The organism is Nodosilinea sp. P-1105, from assembly GCF_012911975.1.
Classification (GTDB): domain Bacteria; phylum Cyanobacteriota; class Cyanobacteriia; order Phormidesmidales; family Phormidesmidaceae; genus Nodosilinea.
Genome location: NZ_SMDQ01000004.1, coordinates 26,629 through 42,967 on the forward strand (window position 1 = coordinate 26,629; position 16,339 = coordinate 42,967).

Annotated in this window: 15 protein-coding genes; 8 read left to right on the top strand and 7 right to left on the bottom strand. The window is 56.6% G+C overall.

Annotation, left to right across the window (positions count from 1 at the left end; translation table 11 throughout):
- Positions 1 to 61: 61 nt before the first annotated feature.
- The 3 genes from E1H13_RS02870 (at position 62) to E1H13_RS02880 (ending at position 3,828) form a co-directional block, all read left to right on the top strand.
- Entirely contained in the window at positions 62 to 1,261 is a 1,200-nt protein-coding gene (locus E1H13_RS02870; protein ID WP_169611897.1) for a site-specific integrase, read from the top strand.
- 185 nt (positions 1,262 to 1,446) lie between these two features.
- The gene (locus E1H13_RS02875; RefSeq protein ID WP_169611898.1) at positions 1,447 to 3,429 is read left to right on the top strand and encodes a response regulator; all 1,983 of its coding nucleotides are present in this window, start codon (positions 1,447 to 1,449) and stop codon (positions 3,427 to 3,429) included.
- Between the two features lie 12 nt (positions 3,430 to 3,441).
- On the top strand, positions 3,442 to 3,828 hold the full coding sequence (locus E1H13_RS02880; RefSeq protein ID WP_169611899.1) for a response regulator: 387 nt from the start codon (positions 3,442 to 3,444) through the stop codon (positions 3,826 to 3,828).
- Between the two features lie 147 nt (positions 3,829 to 3,975).
- Here E1H13_RS02880 and infC read toward each other — a convergent pair whose 3' ends face one another.
- Positions 3,976 to 4,515 carry a translation initiation factor IF-3 gene (gene infC, locus E1H13_RS02885; RefSeq protein WP_240966373.1) on the bottom strand — a complete coding sequence of 180 codons (540 nt, stop codon included), beginning with the start codon at positions 4,513 to 4,515 and terminating at the stop codon, positions 3,976 to 3,978.
- A gap of 161 nt (positions 4,516 to 4,676) precedes the next feature.
- On the opposite strand from infC, the gene E1H13_RS02890 reads away from it, so the two are divergent.
- Positions 4,677 to 5,801 (top strand): THUMP domain-containing protein, encoded by a 1,125-nt coding sequence (locus E1H13_RS02890; protein WP_169611900.1) that lies wholly within the window; start codon positions 4,677 to 4,679, stop codon positions 5,799 to 5,801.
- A 34-nt stretch (positions 5,802 to 5,835) separates the two neighbouring features.
- Here E1H13_RS02890 and E1H13_RS02895 read toward each other — a convergent pair whose 3' ends face one another.
- The 3 genes from E1H13_RS02895 to E1H13_RS02905 all read right to left on the bottom strand — a co-directional run bounded on the left by E1H13_RS02895 (position 5,836) and on the right by E1H13_RS02905 (position 8,043).
- Complete coding sequence (locus tag E1H13_RS02895; protein ID WP_169611901.1) at positions 5,836 to 6,522, bottom strand: cofactor assembly of complex C subunit B; 687 nt, start codon at positions 6,520 to 6,522, stop codon at positions 5,836 to 5,838.
- Between the two features lie 54 nt (positions 6,523 to 6,576).
- Positions 6,577 to 7,542, bottom strand: a complete 966-nt coding sequence (locus tag E1H13_RS02900) for an SPFH domain-containing protein (protein ID WP_169611902.1) — start codon at positions 7,540 to 7,542, stop codon at positions 6,577 to 6,579.
- 75 nt (positions 7,543 to 7,617) lie between these two features.
- Entirely contained in the window at positions 7,618 to 8,043 is a 426-nt protein-coding gene (locus E1H13_RS02905) for an NfeD family protein (protein WP_169611903.1), read from the bottom strand.
- A 159-nt stretch (positions 8,044 to 8,202) separates the two neighbouring features.
- Between E1H13_RS02905 and E1H13_RS02910 the strand changes: the two genes are divergently transcribed.
- Together E1H13_RS02910 and E1H13_RS02915 are read left to right on the top strand one after the other, a co-directional pair.
- On the top strand, positions 8,203 to 10,008 hold the full coding sequence (locus E1H13_RS02910; RefSeq protein ID WP_169611904.1) for a protein phosphatase 2C domain-containing protein: 1,806 nt from the start codon (positions 8,203 to 8,205) through the stop codon (positions 10,006 to 10,008).
- 23 nt (positions 10,009 to 10,031) lie between these two features.
- Entirely contained in the window at positions 10,032 to 10,445 is a 414-nt protein-coding gene (locus E1H13_RS02915; RefSeq protein WP_169611905.1) for a hypothetical protein, read from the top strand.
- 163 nt (positions 10,446 to 10,608) lie between these two features.
- Here E1H13_RS02915 and E1H13_RS02920 read toward each other — a convergent pair whose 3' ends face one another.
- Both E1H13_RS02920 and E1H13_RS02925 read right to left on the bottom strand, forming a co-directional pair.
- Positions 10,609 to 11,118 carry a hypothetical protein gene (locus tag E1H13_RS02920; RefSeq protein ID WP_169611906.1) on the bottom strand — a complete coding sequence of 170 codons (510 nt, stop codon included), beginning with the start codon at positions 11,116 to 11,118 and terminating at the stop codon, positions 10,609 to 10,611.
- 99 nt (positions 11,119 to 11,217) lie between these two features.
- Complete coding sequence (locus E1H13_RS02925) at positions 11,218 to 11,895, bottom strand: DUF4033 domain-containing protein (protein WP_169611907.1); 678 nt, start codon at positions 11,893 to 11,895, stop codon at positions 11,218 to 11,220.
- 392 nt (positions 11,896 to 12,287) lie between these two features.
- Here E1H13_RS02925 and sat point away from each other — a divergent pair, with 392 nt between their 5' ends.
- Both sat and E1H13_RS02935 read left to right on the top strand, forming a co-directional pair.
- Positions 12,288 to 13,469, top strand: coding sequence for a sulfate adenylyltransferase (gene sat, locus E1H13_RS02930; RefSeq protein WP_169611908.1), 1,182 nt, complete (start codon positions 12,288 to 12,290; stop codon positions 13,467 to 13,469).
- Between the two features lie 54 nt (positions 13,470 to 13,523).
- Positions 13,524 to 15,773: a caspase family protein gene (locus tag E1H13_RS02935; protein ID WP_169611909.1), complete on the top strand. Its 2,250-nt coding sequence runs from the start codon at positions 13,524 to 13,526 to the stop codon at positions 15,771 to 15,773.
- Here the strand turns inward: E1H13_RS02935 and E1H13_RS02940 are convergent, their stop codons facing one another.
- Positions 15,774 to 16,319 carry a hypothetical protein gene (locus tag E1H13_RS02940; RefSeq protein ID WP_169611910.1) on the bottom strand — a complete coding sequence of 182 codons (546 nt, stop codon included), beginning with the start codon at positions 16,317 to 16,319 and terminating at the stop codon, positions 15,774 to 15,776.
- Positions 16,320 to 16,339 lie beyond the last annotated feature (20 nt).

Consider the following 16,339-nt stretch of genomic DNA (forward strand, 5'->3'; position numbering starts at 1 on the left):
AAGCTGTGATTTCATATATTCTACAGGTTCCCTGGATGGTTTCCCACCGCTGACATGACCTATGGGCCAGCTTGACTCGTTAGATGTGGCGATTACTAAGCTCAACCATCGCTTAAAGGCCGCTCGACTGGGGCTACAGGTGGAGCGTCGAGGCGATCGCCTGAACCTCAGAGGAACCCTTCCCCCCCGTCCTGGCAGCACCAAGCAACGCCGCCACCAGCAACGAATTCCCTTGGGGCTACCTGCGACTAAACCGGGACTAAAGCAAATTGAACAAGAGGCGAAAATCATTGCCGCCCGCCTGATTGAGCGTCGGTTTGACTGGTCTGACTACCTCGCCCCTAGCCAAACACCAAAGCCCGAGGGAGCCAGCTTAGCCGAACGCATTGCCCAGTTTCAGGCGGCGATGATCGCCCAGGCCGGTCCCGACACGGCGGCTTTGGCCTCTTGCAAAACCACCTGGGCCAAGGCCTATGCCCCTTATCTCAACAAGCTGACGGCCCAGGCGGCCCAGTCCCCTAACCAGTCGTTGGCGGAGGCCATCATCGCCACCCTAGAAAGTTATCCGCTCCACTCCCGCAGTCGCCAGGTGGGGTGTACCGCCCTCAAAGCCTTTGCGGCTTACCACCAGATTGATCTGCCCCCCGACCTGGATAGCCTCTGGGGCCGCTACGGGAGTCGTCAAGCCCAGCGCCGCCAACTTCCCTCTGAGCAGGACATTGTGGCCTGGTACGATCGCATTCCTAACCCTGGCTGGCGCTATGTGTATGGGTTAATGGCCACCTATGGTCTGCGGAATCACGAGGTGTTTTTTTGCGATCGCACCCCCCTCACCAGCGGCGATCCCGAAGCCCGTATTACTGTCCTAGAAACCACCAAGACAGGGTTGCACGACGTCTGGCCCTTTTACCCAGACTGGGTAGAGCAATTTAACCTCCGCCAGACTGTCCTCCCGGCGATCAACATTGACCTGAAGCAAACCACCTTACAGCGGATTGGCCAGCAGGTCACAACCCAATTTCGGCGTTACCAAATCCCCTTTTCCCCCTATGATCTGCGCCATGCCTGGGCGGTGCGCACCATTCACTTTGGTCTGCCCGACACCGTAGCTGCCCGGATGATGGGCCACTCGGTCGCCATTCACACCCGTACCTATCACCGCTGGATTACCCTGCGAGACCAGCAGCAGGCGGTGCGATCGGCCCTGGCCCGGATTTCGGAAACTAGCCAAAATCTGGGCTCAGGTGACGATAGGGTTTAGACTAAATCACAACAAAACCATTAATATGCACAATATTTACTATTCTGACGTTTATTATTCAGAGCGATATGCTTCTGGTTCTGCCTGAACTGGTTCTATCTAAACTAACTCTGCCTGCATAAGAGGCATCCCCCAACCCTGGGATGGCAGGATATACCCCGACGTTTTGCCTACTTGGCATTGCTATGAAAGTCTTGCTTGTTGAGGATGATCGACCAACCCGTGACCTGCTGGCCTATCATTTGACAGCAGCACGATACACCATTGAGCAAGCCGCTGATGGCGTTACGGGCCTAGAATTAGCCACTCTGCTCACCTATGATCTAATGGTGTTGGATGTGCAAATTCCCCGCCTAGACGGCATTAGTCTCTGCCGCAAACTCCGGAATCAAGGCATTACCACCCCCATTTTGATCTTGACGGCTTATGGGAGTGAAGACAGCATCATCACTGGCCTAGACGCTGGGGCCGACGACTATGTCACCAAGCCCTTCGAGGTATCCCAGGTCTTAGCCCGGATTCGTGCGTTGCTCCGTCGGGGAGACAGAGGCCAAGGAGTTCCTTCTCTGGTTTGGGGGGACTTGTGCTTAGACCCCGCCCTAGCCGAGGTGACCTACCAAGGACGCACCGTGCCGGTCACACCGAAGGAATACAGTTTACTAGAGCTCTTTTTGCGCCATCCTCAGCAGGTGCTTAGCCGCAGCACCATCTTAGATCACCTCTGGACCCTTGACGATTCCCCCACCGAGGGCGCGGTGACCAACCTGGTCAAAGACTTACGCAATCAGCTTAAACGCAGTGGAATGACCGAGTCTGTGATTCAAACCGTATATGGGCTGGGATATCGACTAAAGGACTTGCCTGCCACGCCTCAACCCAGCTCTTCGTCCCAGCCTGACGGCTCCACCCCAGTCAGCCATGCCCCCTCCCCAGCCGCCCCAGAGGATATCCACCAGGGGGCAGATCCCTCAAATACCGTGGCTCAGATCGGTGAGCTTAAGGCCATTGCGGCGCGATTTCAGGCTTCAATTCGGCAGCGGCTAATGGTGGTCGAGGACGCCATACGAGTCTTGCAGGCGGGTGTTCTCAATCCGCAACAGCAAACCATCGCCTGTGAAGAAGCCCATCGTTTAGCAGGGGGGCTAGGCACGTTTGGCTACAACACTGGCTCAATGTTGGCCAGGCGCATCGAACAGCTGCTGCAGCAGAACCAGCCTTTGGATTCCTCAGCCATCGACGCTTTGTCAGCGACTCTGCTGAAGCTCAAGCAGACTCTGGCAGCCCCTCCCCAGTCGCTAACCAGGGCTGAACCCTTAACTGGGACGGGGGCTGCACATCAACTGGTTACCCTGGCCGTTGCCCCATCCTTAGTCGAGCAATTAGGCCAGAGCGCCCCTAACCAGCATTGGCAAGTTACAGCCCTGGATAATCTGGATGGCCTCGATCAGGTGATGGCAAGGGTACCCATCGACGCCATCGTCATAGATTTGCATGGCTCTGTGCCCGCTGGGGAAGCCTTTGGGTTCCTGCGCACCATCAAGCAACGTGATCCTGAAATACCAGTCCTGGTGCTGAGTAGCAACGACTGTCTGGCGGAGCGGGTGCAGGTGGCACGTCTAGGTGGCGATCGCTACCTAGTGACACCTGCCACGGCGGCCCAAGTACTAGACAGCCTTGAGCCGTTGTTGCCGTCCTCTTGCCCTATCTCCCAGTCACAGGTCATGGTGGTCGACAATGACCCGATGACCTGTGCCGCAGTCACCAACTTACTAACCCCCTGGGGTCTAGAGGTGGTCGAACTCAATCACCCCACCCAGTTTTGGACAGCACTGCACCAAACTCAACCGAATCTGCTGCTGCTGTCGATGGAAATGCCCACCTTCAGTGGGACGGATTTATGTCGGGTAGTACGGCAAGATCCTCGCTTCGGCCACTTACCGATTTTGATGATGGCAGCTCACCCCGACACCGTGACCATCCACCAGGTGTTTGAGGTGGGGGGTGACGACCTAATTGGTAAGCCAATCATTGGTCCTGAGTTGGTGACGCGGGTCCTTAGCCGGTTGGAGCGCAATCACTTGCGCCAGCCGCTAGCCTGTATACGTCAGCCGCAAGCCATGTTTTGGCCCCAATTCGCTTTACATCGCGTTGCCCATGCACCCACCTAGGGCTGAGGAATTATGACTAAGCGTATTCTCGTGATTGACGATGAGCTCGATATTCGAGAAATCGTTTGCCTGTCCATAGAGGCGTTTAGCGGCTGGGATGCCGAAGGGGCGGCCTCTGGCGGCCAAGGGCTGGAAAAGGCTCAGCAGGGCCATTGGGATGCTATTTTGCTAGATATTTCGATGCCCGATATGGACGGGGTCGAAGTGTTTGAGAGGCTACAACAAACCCCCCAAACCCAACCAATTCCGGTGATATTGCTAACCGCCAAGGTGCTACCTAGCGATCGCGATCGCTTTGCCAAACTGGGGGTAGCTGGTGTGATCACCAAGCCCTTTGACCCAGTTAATATTGGTCGGCAGATGGCCGAGCTGCTGACATGGCCATCTCCATCAAGATAAGTGACATCAAGATGAGTGAAACTGGACTCAGCCCACGATCACTGTAGACTAAGCCCAGTCGCTTATTCCCTGGCTCATGAAGGTAGAGGAACCCGTTGCTGATAGTGTCAGGTTCTGGGTGCCAGGTATCAGGAATGATCGATCGACCTATGCTGGGGTCAGCATCAGCACCAAAGCCCGCTTATCTAGAGCCTGCACCTTGCCAGCCTCGCCGATATCCTGCACAATCCGATCCAGTAGCTCTCCAGCCCGATCGCGGTGTTGGTGTTCCCGCCCCCGCAACCGCACTAAAAACTTGACGGAATCTCCCTTCGACAGCCACTCTGTCGCCCGCTTGATCCGCAATTGGTAGTCAGACTCGCCCACATTAGGCCGCAGCTTGACCTCCTTGAGGGAAGGCTTAGAGCTTTGCTTTTGTCGCTTACTCTGTTGATACTGAAGCTTACCGTAGTCCAGAATTTTGGCAACAGGAGCATCTTTGCCGTTCGAGACCACCACCAAATCGAGCCCTTCATCCTCAGCTAGCTTAAGCGCATCGCGAGTATCAATGAGCCCCCGGTTTTGATTCTCATGATCAATCAGCAGCACCTGAGGTGCGCGAATTTGCCGGTTTACCAGTTGAGTCTTAGAAATAAGTCGATCCTCCAAGAATTCGATATAAAGGATATCGCTGACAACAGTGGTCAAGCGAACGGTTAGAGTATGGACCAAACTAAAACTAGAATAGCCTAGCTTTTCACAAGTGTCGTACTCAGCCAAGGGGTCTTAACAAAATGGTAAATCGCTAGTCAAGTATGAGTTTGGTCTAGGCGGCTCAACCCCTTGCTGGCCTTGTTTTAGGAATCGTTATGGCAGAGTACTTTTTGACCGTCGCCCGAGGGCTAGAGCCCCTGGCCGCCACCGAATTGGCGAGCCTGGGCGCTGAGGCCATTACCCCAGAGTTTTGCGGCGTTGCCTTTGAGGGCAATCGGGCGTTGCTGTACCGGGTGAATCTGTGGTCGAGGCTGGGGTTTCGGCTACTGGTGCGGCTGGCTACGGGTCCCTGTGGGGATGCAGACGACCTCTATCAGACGGTGCAGCAAATCGACTGGCGGCCCCACCTACCCCCCGATCACACCCTGGCGGTGGATGCCACCGGTAAAAATCGTCGCCTTAACCATAGCCACTTCACGGCTTTGCAGGTCAAAAATGCGATTGTCGATCAGCAACGGCAACACTGGGGGGAGCGATCTGACATTGATAGTCAACACCCGGATGTGCGGGTCAATGTCCACATCCGGGGCGATCGCGCCATGATTAGCCTAGACAGCTCTGGCCATAGCTTGCACCGCCGGGGCTATCGGCATGCGGTGGGCGCTGCCCCTCTCAAAGAGTCCCTGGCTGCTGCCCTGGTCACCTGGTCTGGCTGGTCGGGGGATATGCCCCTAATCGACCCCCTCTGCGGCTCTGGCACCTTGCCCCTAGAAGCCAGCCTCAAGGCCCTGAATATTGCCCCTGGACTCTTGAGGGAGCAATTTGGGTTTGAAACCTGGCCCGATTTTGATGCCCCCCTCTGGCAACAGCAGATTCAGGACGCCAAAGCCAGCCGTAAACCAGACCTAGAGACAATCATTTGGGGCTGCGATCGCGACCCCGACGTTATTCAACAAGCCAGCGACAACGCCCAACGCTGTGGCCTGGAGGGCCAGATCGAGTTTTTTGAGCAGGAGCTGTCGGAGTTGGTGGCCCCGGCTGACAACGGTGTGATTCTCTGCAACCCGCCCTACGGCGAGCGCCTGGGCCAGGGGGAGGATTTAGGCCAGTTTTATCACCTCTTGGGGGAGGTGCTCAAACAGCGATTCAAGGGCTGGACCGCCTTTGTGCTCAGTGGCAACAAGGCCCTGGCTCAGCACATTGGCCTCAAGTCAGCCCAGCGCATCCCCGTATACAACGGGTCGCTGCCCTGTCAGTGGATGAAGTATGAGTTGTATTGAGGGGGACAGGGGACAGGGGACAGGGGGTTAGAGATTATTCCCCAGGGGGGCTGGCTGGAGGAGTCACGGCTGGCTGGCCAACCCCTTGACTGAGGCTGTAAGCCAGTTTGTCAGCCAACCCGGCCACCCAGGCTTCATCCTGTTTGGTATAGCTGCGGGGGGCATTGGCGGCTAGAATCAGCGCCCCGGCGTCCCCCAGGGGTTGGCAAATCACCCCCTGGGTATTGTCTGGCAGATAGTCAAATTCCACCCGGCCGGGATAGATGGCCAGCTTGACCAGATACACCGCCTTGCCCGTCTCCAATACCCGCTTCAGGATCGGGCCAGGGGTGACGGTGGCTTTGGGGCCTAATACCCCCCGTCGCAGCAAGACGCGACCCTGGTAATACACCACCAGCGATCGCGTCACCGTATTGGTTAGCAGTAAATGGGAGGCCCAGGCTAGCTCAGTTTTGACCGCTTCGGGTAAATCCTCGGCCAAATCAAACCCCTCTTCCCCCGTTAACACGACCGCCTCGGGCGGAATCGGCTGCACCCGCTGCCAGAGCAAGCCAGTCAAAATCAGCAGCGCGCTGAGGATCACCCCGATCACATCCGATCGGGCCTGGGATTCGGTCAGGGCTGGGGTCAACAGCCGATTTAGCAGCAGCAGGGTACCGCCCAAACTACCGACCACAATCGGTAACAGTCGTAACTCCCGGCTGGTCCTGGCTGTTGTCATGGCTCCCTGGGGCTAATCGCGGGACAGCCCATCCTTACGCTACTGGGAACCAGTCTACCCCGCTAGAGACTCGCTATCACCGACAATCGACCGCATGCCTTCTAGGGTGGCAGGGATGCTGCGGGGATCCATAAACATCACTTTGCTACTATCGCTACTGCCAATTTTGAGGCCCATCTCCATATAGTGTTGAGCAATTAAAAATTGCAGTGCTTCCCGAGTACCAGGATCCTCGGTCATGGTTTTAGCAATAATCTGCATCGCCTCAGCCGTGGCCTGGGCCTGCAAGATTTGTTCTTGGCGAAAGGCTTGGGCCTTCATGACGATGGCTTTTTGCTGGGCTTCTGCGTCTAAAATAGCGGCTTTTTGGCGGGCTTCTGCATCTAAGACAGCCGACTCAGCCTTGCCTCGGGCAGAGTTTACAGCCGATTCCCGCTCCCCTTCTGAGGTCAACACGGCGGCCCGCTTTTTGCGCTCAGCCGCCATTTGCAGTTCCATCGAGTCTTGCACCGCCTTCGAGGGCACAATATCCCGCAATTCCACCCGGGTCACCTTCACCCCCCAGGGATCAGTGGAAATATCCAGTTCCCGCAGCAGAATTTCGTTAATCTCAGAACGGGCGGTAAAGGTTTGATCTAGCTCTAGCTGACCCATCTCGGCGCGAATTTGGGTCAGTACCAGGTTGACCATGGCCGCCTGCAGGTTTTCCACCTTGTAGTAGGCCTTTTCCATATCCACAATCCGCCAGTACACTACCGCATCGACGCTGATGGACACGTTGTCGCGGGTAATACACTGTTGGGGGGGCACATCCAGCACCCGCTCTCGAATGGTCTGTCGATAGACCACCTTGTCTAGGAAGGGAATCAAGAAGTTGAGGCCCGGGGTCAACTTCTTGCCGTTGTATTTCCCCAGGGTTTCCACCAGGGCTTCGTCGCTTTGGTTGATGATTTTGACAGAGCTAGCGGCAATGGAGCCGCCAAAAAATAAAATAATCAGAAAACTAACTAAACCACCCATAGTTTGAGTTCCTTAGATTGTGGGTCATCAATGATTAAGACAGGATATCTAGGCGTTCTATCCCTACTGGTTACTTCACATCCTCAAGGCGCTTTCCGGCATCACATACAAGGTATTGCCCTTGCGGCTGACCACCACCACTGGCTGATCGGCCGGAATCAGCAGCGCTTCATCATCGCAGCGAGCTGACCAGGAGTTGCCCTCATAGAGCACCCGCCCGGCCTGACCTGGGGGAATGGCAGTGAGGGTACGGGCTTCGGTGGAATCGAGCAAAATGCTGGGGGTGCGCTTAGGCATAAACCGGCGCAACAGAAAGATGAAGATTAGCGATAGCACTACCCAGAGGGCAATTTGCAGGCCGAACCAGGGGACCACCAACGCCACTAGGGCCACCACAAAGGCACTGAGCCCCAGGGTGGACTCCACAAAGCCAGTGGGTAGAAAGAGTTCCATCAGACAGAACACAGCACCCAAAATTACCCAAAATAGGGGATAGTTCATAGGAAAAATGAGATGGAAGCGGGCTGAAAGGACGGCGGGGCACAGACTTTCTCTATGTTGCCCGCTGAAATCACCAATATCCTCTAGGATTAATCTATCTTTAGGGTCAGCCCTTGCGGGGCCTGATGACGTTGTCTTAAGAAATGCTGGCTTTGGCCTATGAACCGTGTTGAGCGTCTGCCATCTCGCATGAAGCCTTACCTATGGGCCGTGGGAGAGGGCCTGGACACCTTACCCCTAGATGAATTGGTGAGCCAGCGTTATCGGGTCGTGGCCCCCCGGGTATGGCTGGATACCCGACCCGAACAACGGCCCGATACCCCCGATAGCTTACCCCCGGTAGCGACCCCTTACTTAACGCTACACCACCACCGCCTGCACGTGCCAGGTCTCTATGGGGTGTTGGAGCAGGCCATCACCACGCCTATTTTGTTGTTAGAGAATGCGCCTATTCATCCCCAGGGGGGAGAACTCTACCCCACCCTTGAGACTGGGCTGTTTAACGCATCACCCCTGCGGCAGATCAACTGGATCTGGCAAATGTGGGAGCTGTGGCCGATTCTAGAGGCCTATGGGGTGGCCACGAGTCTACTCACCCCGAATAATGTGCGGGTAGAGGGGTGGCGGATTCGCTTACTAGAGTTGGTGGCTGACCCAGACCCGCCGGAATTAGCCGCATTGACCCAACGGTGGCGATCGCTATTATCCCCCATTCATGTTTCAGTGTCAGAACCCCTAGGACAGTTGCTTGATGCCATCGATCAGGGCCGGGTCGAGGTAGAGACCATCGGGCTCCAGCTCAACCAAATCTTGCTGACCCAGGGGGCCGCCGTCTCCAGCCGCTTGGCCTTGGCGGGGGCACTGACCCAGGGGCCAACTCAACCCCGAAATGAAGATGCCTGCTGGCCCTATGGTCCGGCCCTAGAGCTAGAGAGCGATGACGAGCGGTTGCAGGTGGGCATTGTCTGCGATGGGGTAGGGGGCCATGACGATGGCGAAGTTGCTAGCCAGCTAGCGGTCCAGTCTTTACAGATTCAGCTGCAGTCTTTACTGGCGGAAACCCAAAAAGAATTTCAACTGTTGCCGCCCCAGGTGGTGACCCAGCAGTTGGAGGCGGTAATTCGCATCGTCAACGAACTGCTGAATTTTCAAAATGACAACCAAGGGCGAGTGGGTCGCCAGCGCATGGGCACCACCCTGGTGATGGCGGTGATTATTCCCCAACGGGTGCAAACAGATGAGGGTTGGGGCCGGGTCAATGAGGTTTACCTGGCCCATGTGGGAGACAGTCGAGCCTACTGGATTACCCCCGACTACTGCCACCAACTCACGGTCGATGATGACATCGCTGGCCGGGAAGTGTTAGCTGGGCGCCAGACCTGGCCCTTGGCCAAACAACGCACCGATGCTGGTGCCCTGACCCAGGCCCTGGGCACCCGGGGGGGGGGCCACCTGCACCCCCACATCCAACGCCTGATTCTGGATGAAACGGGTCTGTTGCTGCTGTGTAGTGATGGCCTCAGCGACAACTACCGGATTGAGGATGCCTGGGCGAATTACATCGGGTTGATTATCAAGGATATTGTCACCCTGGAGTCGGCGGTGGCCTCATGGATTGAGTTGGCTAACCAGAAAAATGGCCACGACAACACAGCGGTGGTGTTGATGCAGCACAAGCTGGTCACACCCATCGGGGGTAGGGCTGACGCTACTCCCCTAGACGATAACCCCCGAGAGGAACGGGTGTCCCCGACCGGGGCCAAACTCTATGGCGAAAGCCTGGGACAAGAGGACACTGCTGCTGCCAGCACCCCTAAGCGGCCTAAGGGTATACCCCGATGGCTCTTGGCGGTGTCTGGGGGAGCACTGCTGATCGCCTTGGTGGGCTGGTGGCTGATGACCCGATCGCCGACTCCCCCTACCCCCACCCCACCAGCGGAGACAGAGATAGAACCCGAGTCTTAGGGGGCAGTGATGAGGGTCAAGTGATGGCACTGTTAAGTGATACCTGGACAATGCCCTGGACCGATGGCTTGCAGTCGGCGCTGCTCAATCCAGTCCAGACCTGGTTGGCCGAACACCCGCTGATTGCCTGGCTGGTAGCGCATCCCCTGTGGGCCTTAGGCTTGCTGGTGCTCGGCATTTTGCTGCTGGCTGGATTGTGGAGCGCGATCGCCCGGCTGACCGAAGGCTTTTGGCTAACCCTGGTAGGGTTACCGTTTCAGCTAGTCAGTTGGTTGTTTACCACGGTGACTAGGGTGTTGGTTCGACGCTGGGCCAAGCCAGCCCCCCAGGCCCACCCCGATCGGCTGACGGAAATTATCGGTCGTCTAGAAACCCTGCAAACCGAACAGGAAGATCTGCTGGCGGAAATGCGGCAGTTATTGGGGGAGAGGGAGTAGGGGAGGTGGGGTGATGGGGTGGTGGGGGGATGGGGGGATAAGCGAGGGAGACAATGTTTTTATTTTTGTCGAAGCTGCTGCCACTGTTGATCTATCCCCTGGGGTTAGCCTGTGTACGGTTGGCCAACTTATGCGGCAGAGGACTAAACCTGGTATCGGCCGTCTAGCCTTTGGCCGTATAGCCCTGAATATTCTCTGGACGAAACTGACGCATAATTGGTGTCGCTTGGCGCACCAATCCTTCGGACCCACGCACCACCACCAGAAACTTGCCGTCGTTGAGGCGGTTGCGGTAAGACAAGGCATCGCCACTACCAATGGCAATACCCACGCCACCGCCAATAAAAAAGGCCCCCATGGCCCCAGAGCCAGCCCCCAACAGACCGCCAATCAACTGATTGCCCAAACGCCCAGTCCAGGCAAAGGTGTCAAGTCCAGTAATCAGGTTGAACACAAACCCGGCCGCAAAGCCAAAGGGCACCAGCCACAGCATCATCAGCCGAATTTGCTTCCAGGCCTGGTCGGCGGGGTCAATCAGCCCGTAGTCATCGGCAGACTTAAAACCGTTACCTAAAATATCAAAGCTGTCTTTGGGCACCTCAGCTTTTTCTAGGGCAATGTAAGTTTCTTCGGCTTTGATTCGAGTATCGAAAACGGCTACCAGATAGTTCATCGCAATCCCTAAAGGTACGTCAATCAGCACTGTTCCTGAAACCTGGCCGCTCACCCCTGAAACCCCGAGCCAGGGTTGTCATGGTTTTACCAGCCAGGATTAGTTGCGTAGTTTAGGACAAGGTTGCGGCCTGGCCGCTAAGGCGCATTGGTCCACTAAACAGGGTTGATTATAGGCTGCTTCCGTTTCTAGGGGTGGCGGCGGCTGGCCAAACACCATCTCACAGCTAAAATCTTCAAAGTTAGGGGTCATGGTCAGCGGAATGCCAAAATCTTCGGTAAAAAATCGCTGGGTGGGTAACTTGCACATGTTGACGCACAGGCCAACGCAGCGGCTCTCATCCAGGTAACGGCATTTTTTAATCTGTACACCGCTTGCCTGGGGGCGTACCCGTCCGGTGCCGTCATCGACGTCTACCGTCGTAACGTCGCAGGGGCCAACCAACCACTCAAACAATCGGGTGGCAAACCAAGCATTGAGCTCACACACCAACTGGGTGGGCGAAAAGAGCTGACGAATCAGCCATAGGGCCGGCCCAGGTACCAAAGATCTCAGCACTACCGCCACCACGGCTTGTTGCTCTTGGGCGTTGCGTCCCTGCATAATTTGTTTCGACAGGTCCACAAACCCGTCGTAGCCCTTGAAGGCGGTTTTTTGCCCCACAGCGCGGGACATTTTGCGACTAAATAGCCCAATAAATAAGCGGTCGAAGATATTATCGCGATAAACCGTCTTTTCAGACGTGGGGCCGACCCCAGAGACTGGTTGCAGCGGCATGTTTTTCTTCACCCATGACCTTGATCACCTCCTTTACCAGGGTAATGGTTTACTCACCCATCGGAGTAATTGGACCTGGAACCCTCTAAGCCGGATTGAGAGCAATCCAGCTTAGAGGGTTTTAGCTAAAACTTAGCCAGAGTCTCACGGTGACCGGCCCAACGGACCGAGTTCGCGTCCTGGAAATGGATGTTTTCTGAGTTGGGATACGCTTAGCTTCCGGGTGACAATGGTGCCAAGATGTAATTTTATTGAATAGAAGCTAATCGCGATCGCCCCCGGAACGGGCCGCCTTGGCTTTTAGCTGGCTGGCCAAAGCCTCGCTCCCTTGCCAGGGGCAATGGCACAGCACCCGGCAGACGCAACTCAGTTCAGCAGGAAACGGTATCTAAATGACTCTACAAAAAGATGGTATTGCGCCCCATGGTGGCACCCTAGTGGATCGGCTTGTGACCGCTGACCAAAAGGGGATGTTTCTCGACCAAGCGGATACCCTACCCCGTGTCACCCTAGATGAGCGAGCCTTTTCTGACTTGGTGATGATTGCCATTGGTGGCTTTAGCCCGCTGGATGGGTTTATGGCCAAGGCTGATTACGACACCGTAGTCACCGACATGCGTTTAGCCAGCGGCTTGCCCTGGGCCATTCCGGTTACCCTATCGGTGGACGAGGCAGTGGCCAACAGCTTGAAAGTAGGTGACCTGGTGCGGCTGGATGATCCGACTGGGCGGTTTGTGGGCGTACTAGAGTTGACTGAAAAGTACACCTACGACAAGGCCCACGAAGCGGTCAACGTCTACCGTACCGACGAAGATAAGCACCCTGGGGTCAAGGTGGTCTATGACCAGGGGGCGGTTAACCTGGCTGGGCCAGTGTGGCTGCTCGAGCGGGATCCCCATCCCCTATTTCCCAACTACCAGGTGGACCCAGCGGCATCGCGGGCTCTGTTCCGAGAACGGGGCTGGAAAACGGTGGTGGGCTTCCAAACCCGCAATCCCATCCACCGAGCCCATGAGTACATTCAGAAGTGCGCCCTGGAAACCGTAGACGGTCTGTTTCTGCATCCCCTGGTCGGGGCCACCAAGGCTGATGACATCCCCGCCGACGTGCGTATGCGCTGCTACGAGATCATGATTGAGCATTACTTCCCCCAGGACCGGGTGATTCTGGCGATCAACCCGTCTGCCATGCGCTACGCTGGTCCCAGGGAGGCGATTTTCCATGCGCTTATTCGCAAAAACTATGGTTGTACCCACTTTATTGTGGGCCGTGACCATGCCGGTGTTGGCGACTACTATGGCACCTACGATGCCCAGCATATTTTTGAGCAGTTTGAACCGACTGAATTGGGCATCACGCCGATGAAATTTGAGCATGCCTTCTACTGCACCCGCACGGGGGGCATGGCAACGGCAAAAACCAGTCCCAGCACGAAGGAAGAGCGAATCCATTTGTCTGGCACAAAGGTCAGAGAAATGCTGCGTCGGGGCGAACTGCCCCCCCCAGAATTCTCTCGCCCTGAGGTAGCAGCAGAGTTGGCCCGAGCGATGCGGGTACCTGAAGCTGTGGGATGAGGGAAATCGTTAGACTGAAATCAGGCTGCAATCACTGAGCATGCGAGCAAACCGGTGACATTAAAACGACGGGCGTTTCTGCAACAGGCAAGTCTCACCCTGGGAGCATTGGGGGTTGGGGGCTCCACCTGGTTGGCTGGCTATCAGCAAGCGCTGGCTAAACCGACCCAGCGGAAGCTAGCGCTGTTGATTGGGATTAATCAGTACCCTAGTCGCGCTATAGACCCAATTTTGGCGGATGATGTCGGTCTGAAGGGCTGCCTGATGGATGTAGAGATGCAACGGCAACTGCTGGTGCATCGGTTTGGCTTTCAGCCGGTGGATATTCTCACCCTGACTAACCAGGAAGCCAGCCGTCAGGGCATTCTGGAGGCGATTGACCAACATTTGCTCCAACAAGCTAAGGGGAATGACGTGGTGCTGCTGCACTTTAGTGGTTATGGCAGCCAGGTGCGATTGGAGGCTGATAGCCCGACTTTCCGGGCGGCTTGGGTCGCTTGCGACAGTCGTCTTCCTAGGGAAGATGCGCCAGCCCTCACCGATGTGTTGGAAGCGGAACTAACGGCCCGGCTGCAACAGCTCCCCACCACCAACATCACCACGGTGATTGATGCCGGTAGCCAAGATGCCGGGTATCTGCGCTGGGGCAACTTGAAGGTGCGATCGCGGCCTGCCGTACCTACAGGCACACTACCTACGGGAGCACAGCCAGAGTGGGTGGATAATATGGCCCCCTGGCCAGGGCTGCTGTTACGGGCCGGGGATTTGGGGCACCTGGTTTTAGAGGGTCAATGGGATAGCTTTAGTGCCGGGGTGTTCACCTATGCCCTGACCCAGAGTTTATGGGAAACCTTACCCGACCCCAATCCCAAGGTACTGCTGAAACAGGCCACCAGCCGCCTGCAGGTGTCTATTGGTCCAGATCAACAACCCACCGTTGAGAGCTCTCTACCCACTAAAACAGAAGCCGCCTATGCCCTTCCCCCCCAATTGCCACCAGCGGATGGGGTGGTCTTGCCGACCTCCAGTAGCGATCGCCCCTTAATCCTATGGCTGGGGGGGATTGCAGCCCCGGTCCTCCGATACTTACAACCGGGATCTCGATTTGTTACCCGGCCTAGCAATGGTGCCACCCACTTTTCGGCCCCTGACACCGTCCAGTTACGGTTGGAGTCCCGCAGTGGCCTGCGAGCCACGGTTAAAGTGGCGGGACCCGCGCCCAGCCAGCCCCTAGACCGCCAGCCGATTTACGAAAAGTTGCGTCTACTACCCCAAGCCATTGATTTAGTGGTGGCCCTCGATCATCAACTCAAGCGGGTTGAGCGGGTAGATGCCACCAGCGCCCTTTCCAATATTCCCTTTGTCACCTCAGTCGTAGCGGGAGAGCGGGCCGCCGACTGCTTATTTGGCCGATTGCCAGTCGGCCCTGTATCCACCCTAACCGCTTCCCTGATCGGTGTCGCAGAGACCGGCGACTTTCCCAAAGCCAGCGACAATGCTCTCAGCAGCTACGGCCTATTCGCCCCCAATCGCACCCTGGTGCCGGGCACAATGCTGCCCAAGGAAGAAGCGGTTAAAACCGCCGTCAACCGCCTCACACCCCAGTTACAAACCCTGTTGGCCTTAAAGCTATTGCGCCTGACTGAAAACCGTTCAGTCTCCTGGCTGGGTGCCACCGTCGCCCTGGAAACCACCCAGCCGCAGCCCCAAGTATTTATGAAGCAACAGACCGATCGCAGCCCCAAAGAAGGGGTGGCGGCGGTGCTAAATCGGTTGACCCAAAGGCAGTCTCCCCCCGAGGAGACCCTGGTGCTGACCAATGAGCACCGAGTGCTATACCGCCTCAGTAATCAATCGAGTCAGCCCCTGCATGTGTTGTTGGTCCGATTTGACAGCCGTGGGGACTGTGCTGCTTCCATTGCCCCCCCAGAAACCGTCGATATTGAAGACGAGTCAGTCACTGATCTATCCGCAGCGGCCATATCCCCGGGAAAAAGCCAAACCCTGCCCCGGGATGGCTCAGGCTGGGGGGTGATTAATGGTGCCAACTGGGTCGAAACCCATGTGGTGCTGAGTGCACAGCCTTTACATGAATGTTTAAGGGTACTGAGCCACGATGGTGATATCACCCCTCCAGCTGGGGAATTACAGCGGGTGCGGCAACCCCTGAAATTAGCCCGGGCTCTGTTACAGGATTTGCATAACGCCACAGTGGCTGCCGATCCCAAGCTGGCCTCAACCGATCACTATGCTTTAGGGCAAGAACAGTGGGCCACCTTTACGTTTAAGTACACCATTGCCTAACTAAAAGCTCACTACCCCAAGTCCGCCCCCTAGGGCTAGACCCACCAGACAGGTCAAACCCAGCCGAGTCATCACGGCCCCACTGGAAAACCGACGTAGGAGGCGATCGCCGAGGGTAGCTGTTGCCACGCTACAAACCGCCGCTATCAAGACCGCCAACCCACTCAGCAGGGCAATTTCCAGCATCGCCCCAGCGATGGTGAGGTCATCCAGTTGGTCGGTACCTTGGTGGTTCAGAGCCACGGCCAGGGCGATCGCCACAATGCCCGCCCCCACCGTGCTAACCAGCACCAGCAGATTGGCCCTAAACCACTTGAACCGCTGGAGAGATTGGGGGCCGGCCAGCCCCACCACTTGCAGCAGCACCCCGGCCAGGGCGATCATCCATAGCCAGGGGGCACCGGTAAAGCCAATTAAGATAAACCCGGCGATCGCATAAAGCACAATACACAGCACCGTTAGGCCTGGCGTCGATCGTCGTGTCGTCCGTCTAGGGCGTTGAGCTTTGCGATTGGCCGAGCGACGACGGGGGTAAGGACTAGGCATGACGATCTACCGCTAGGACT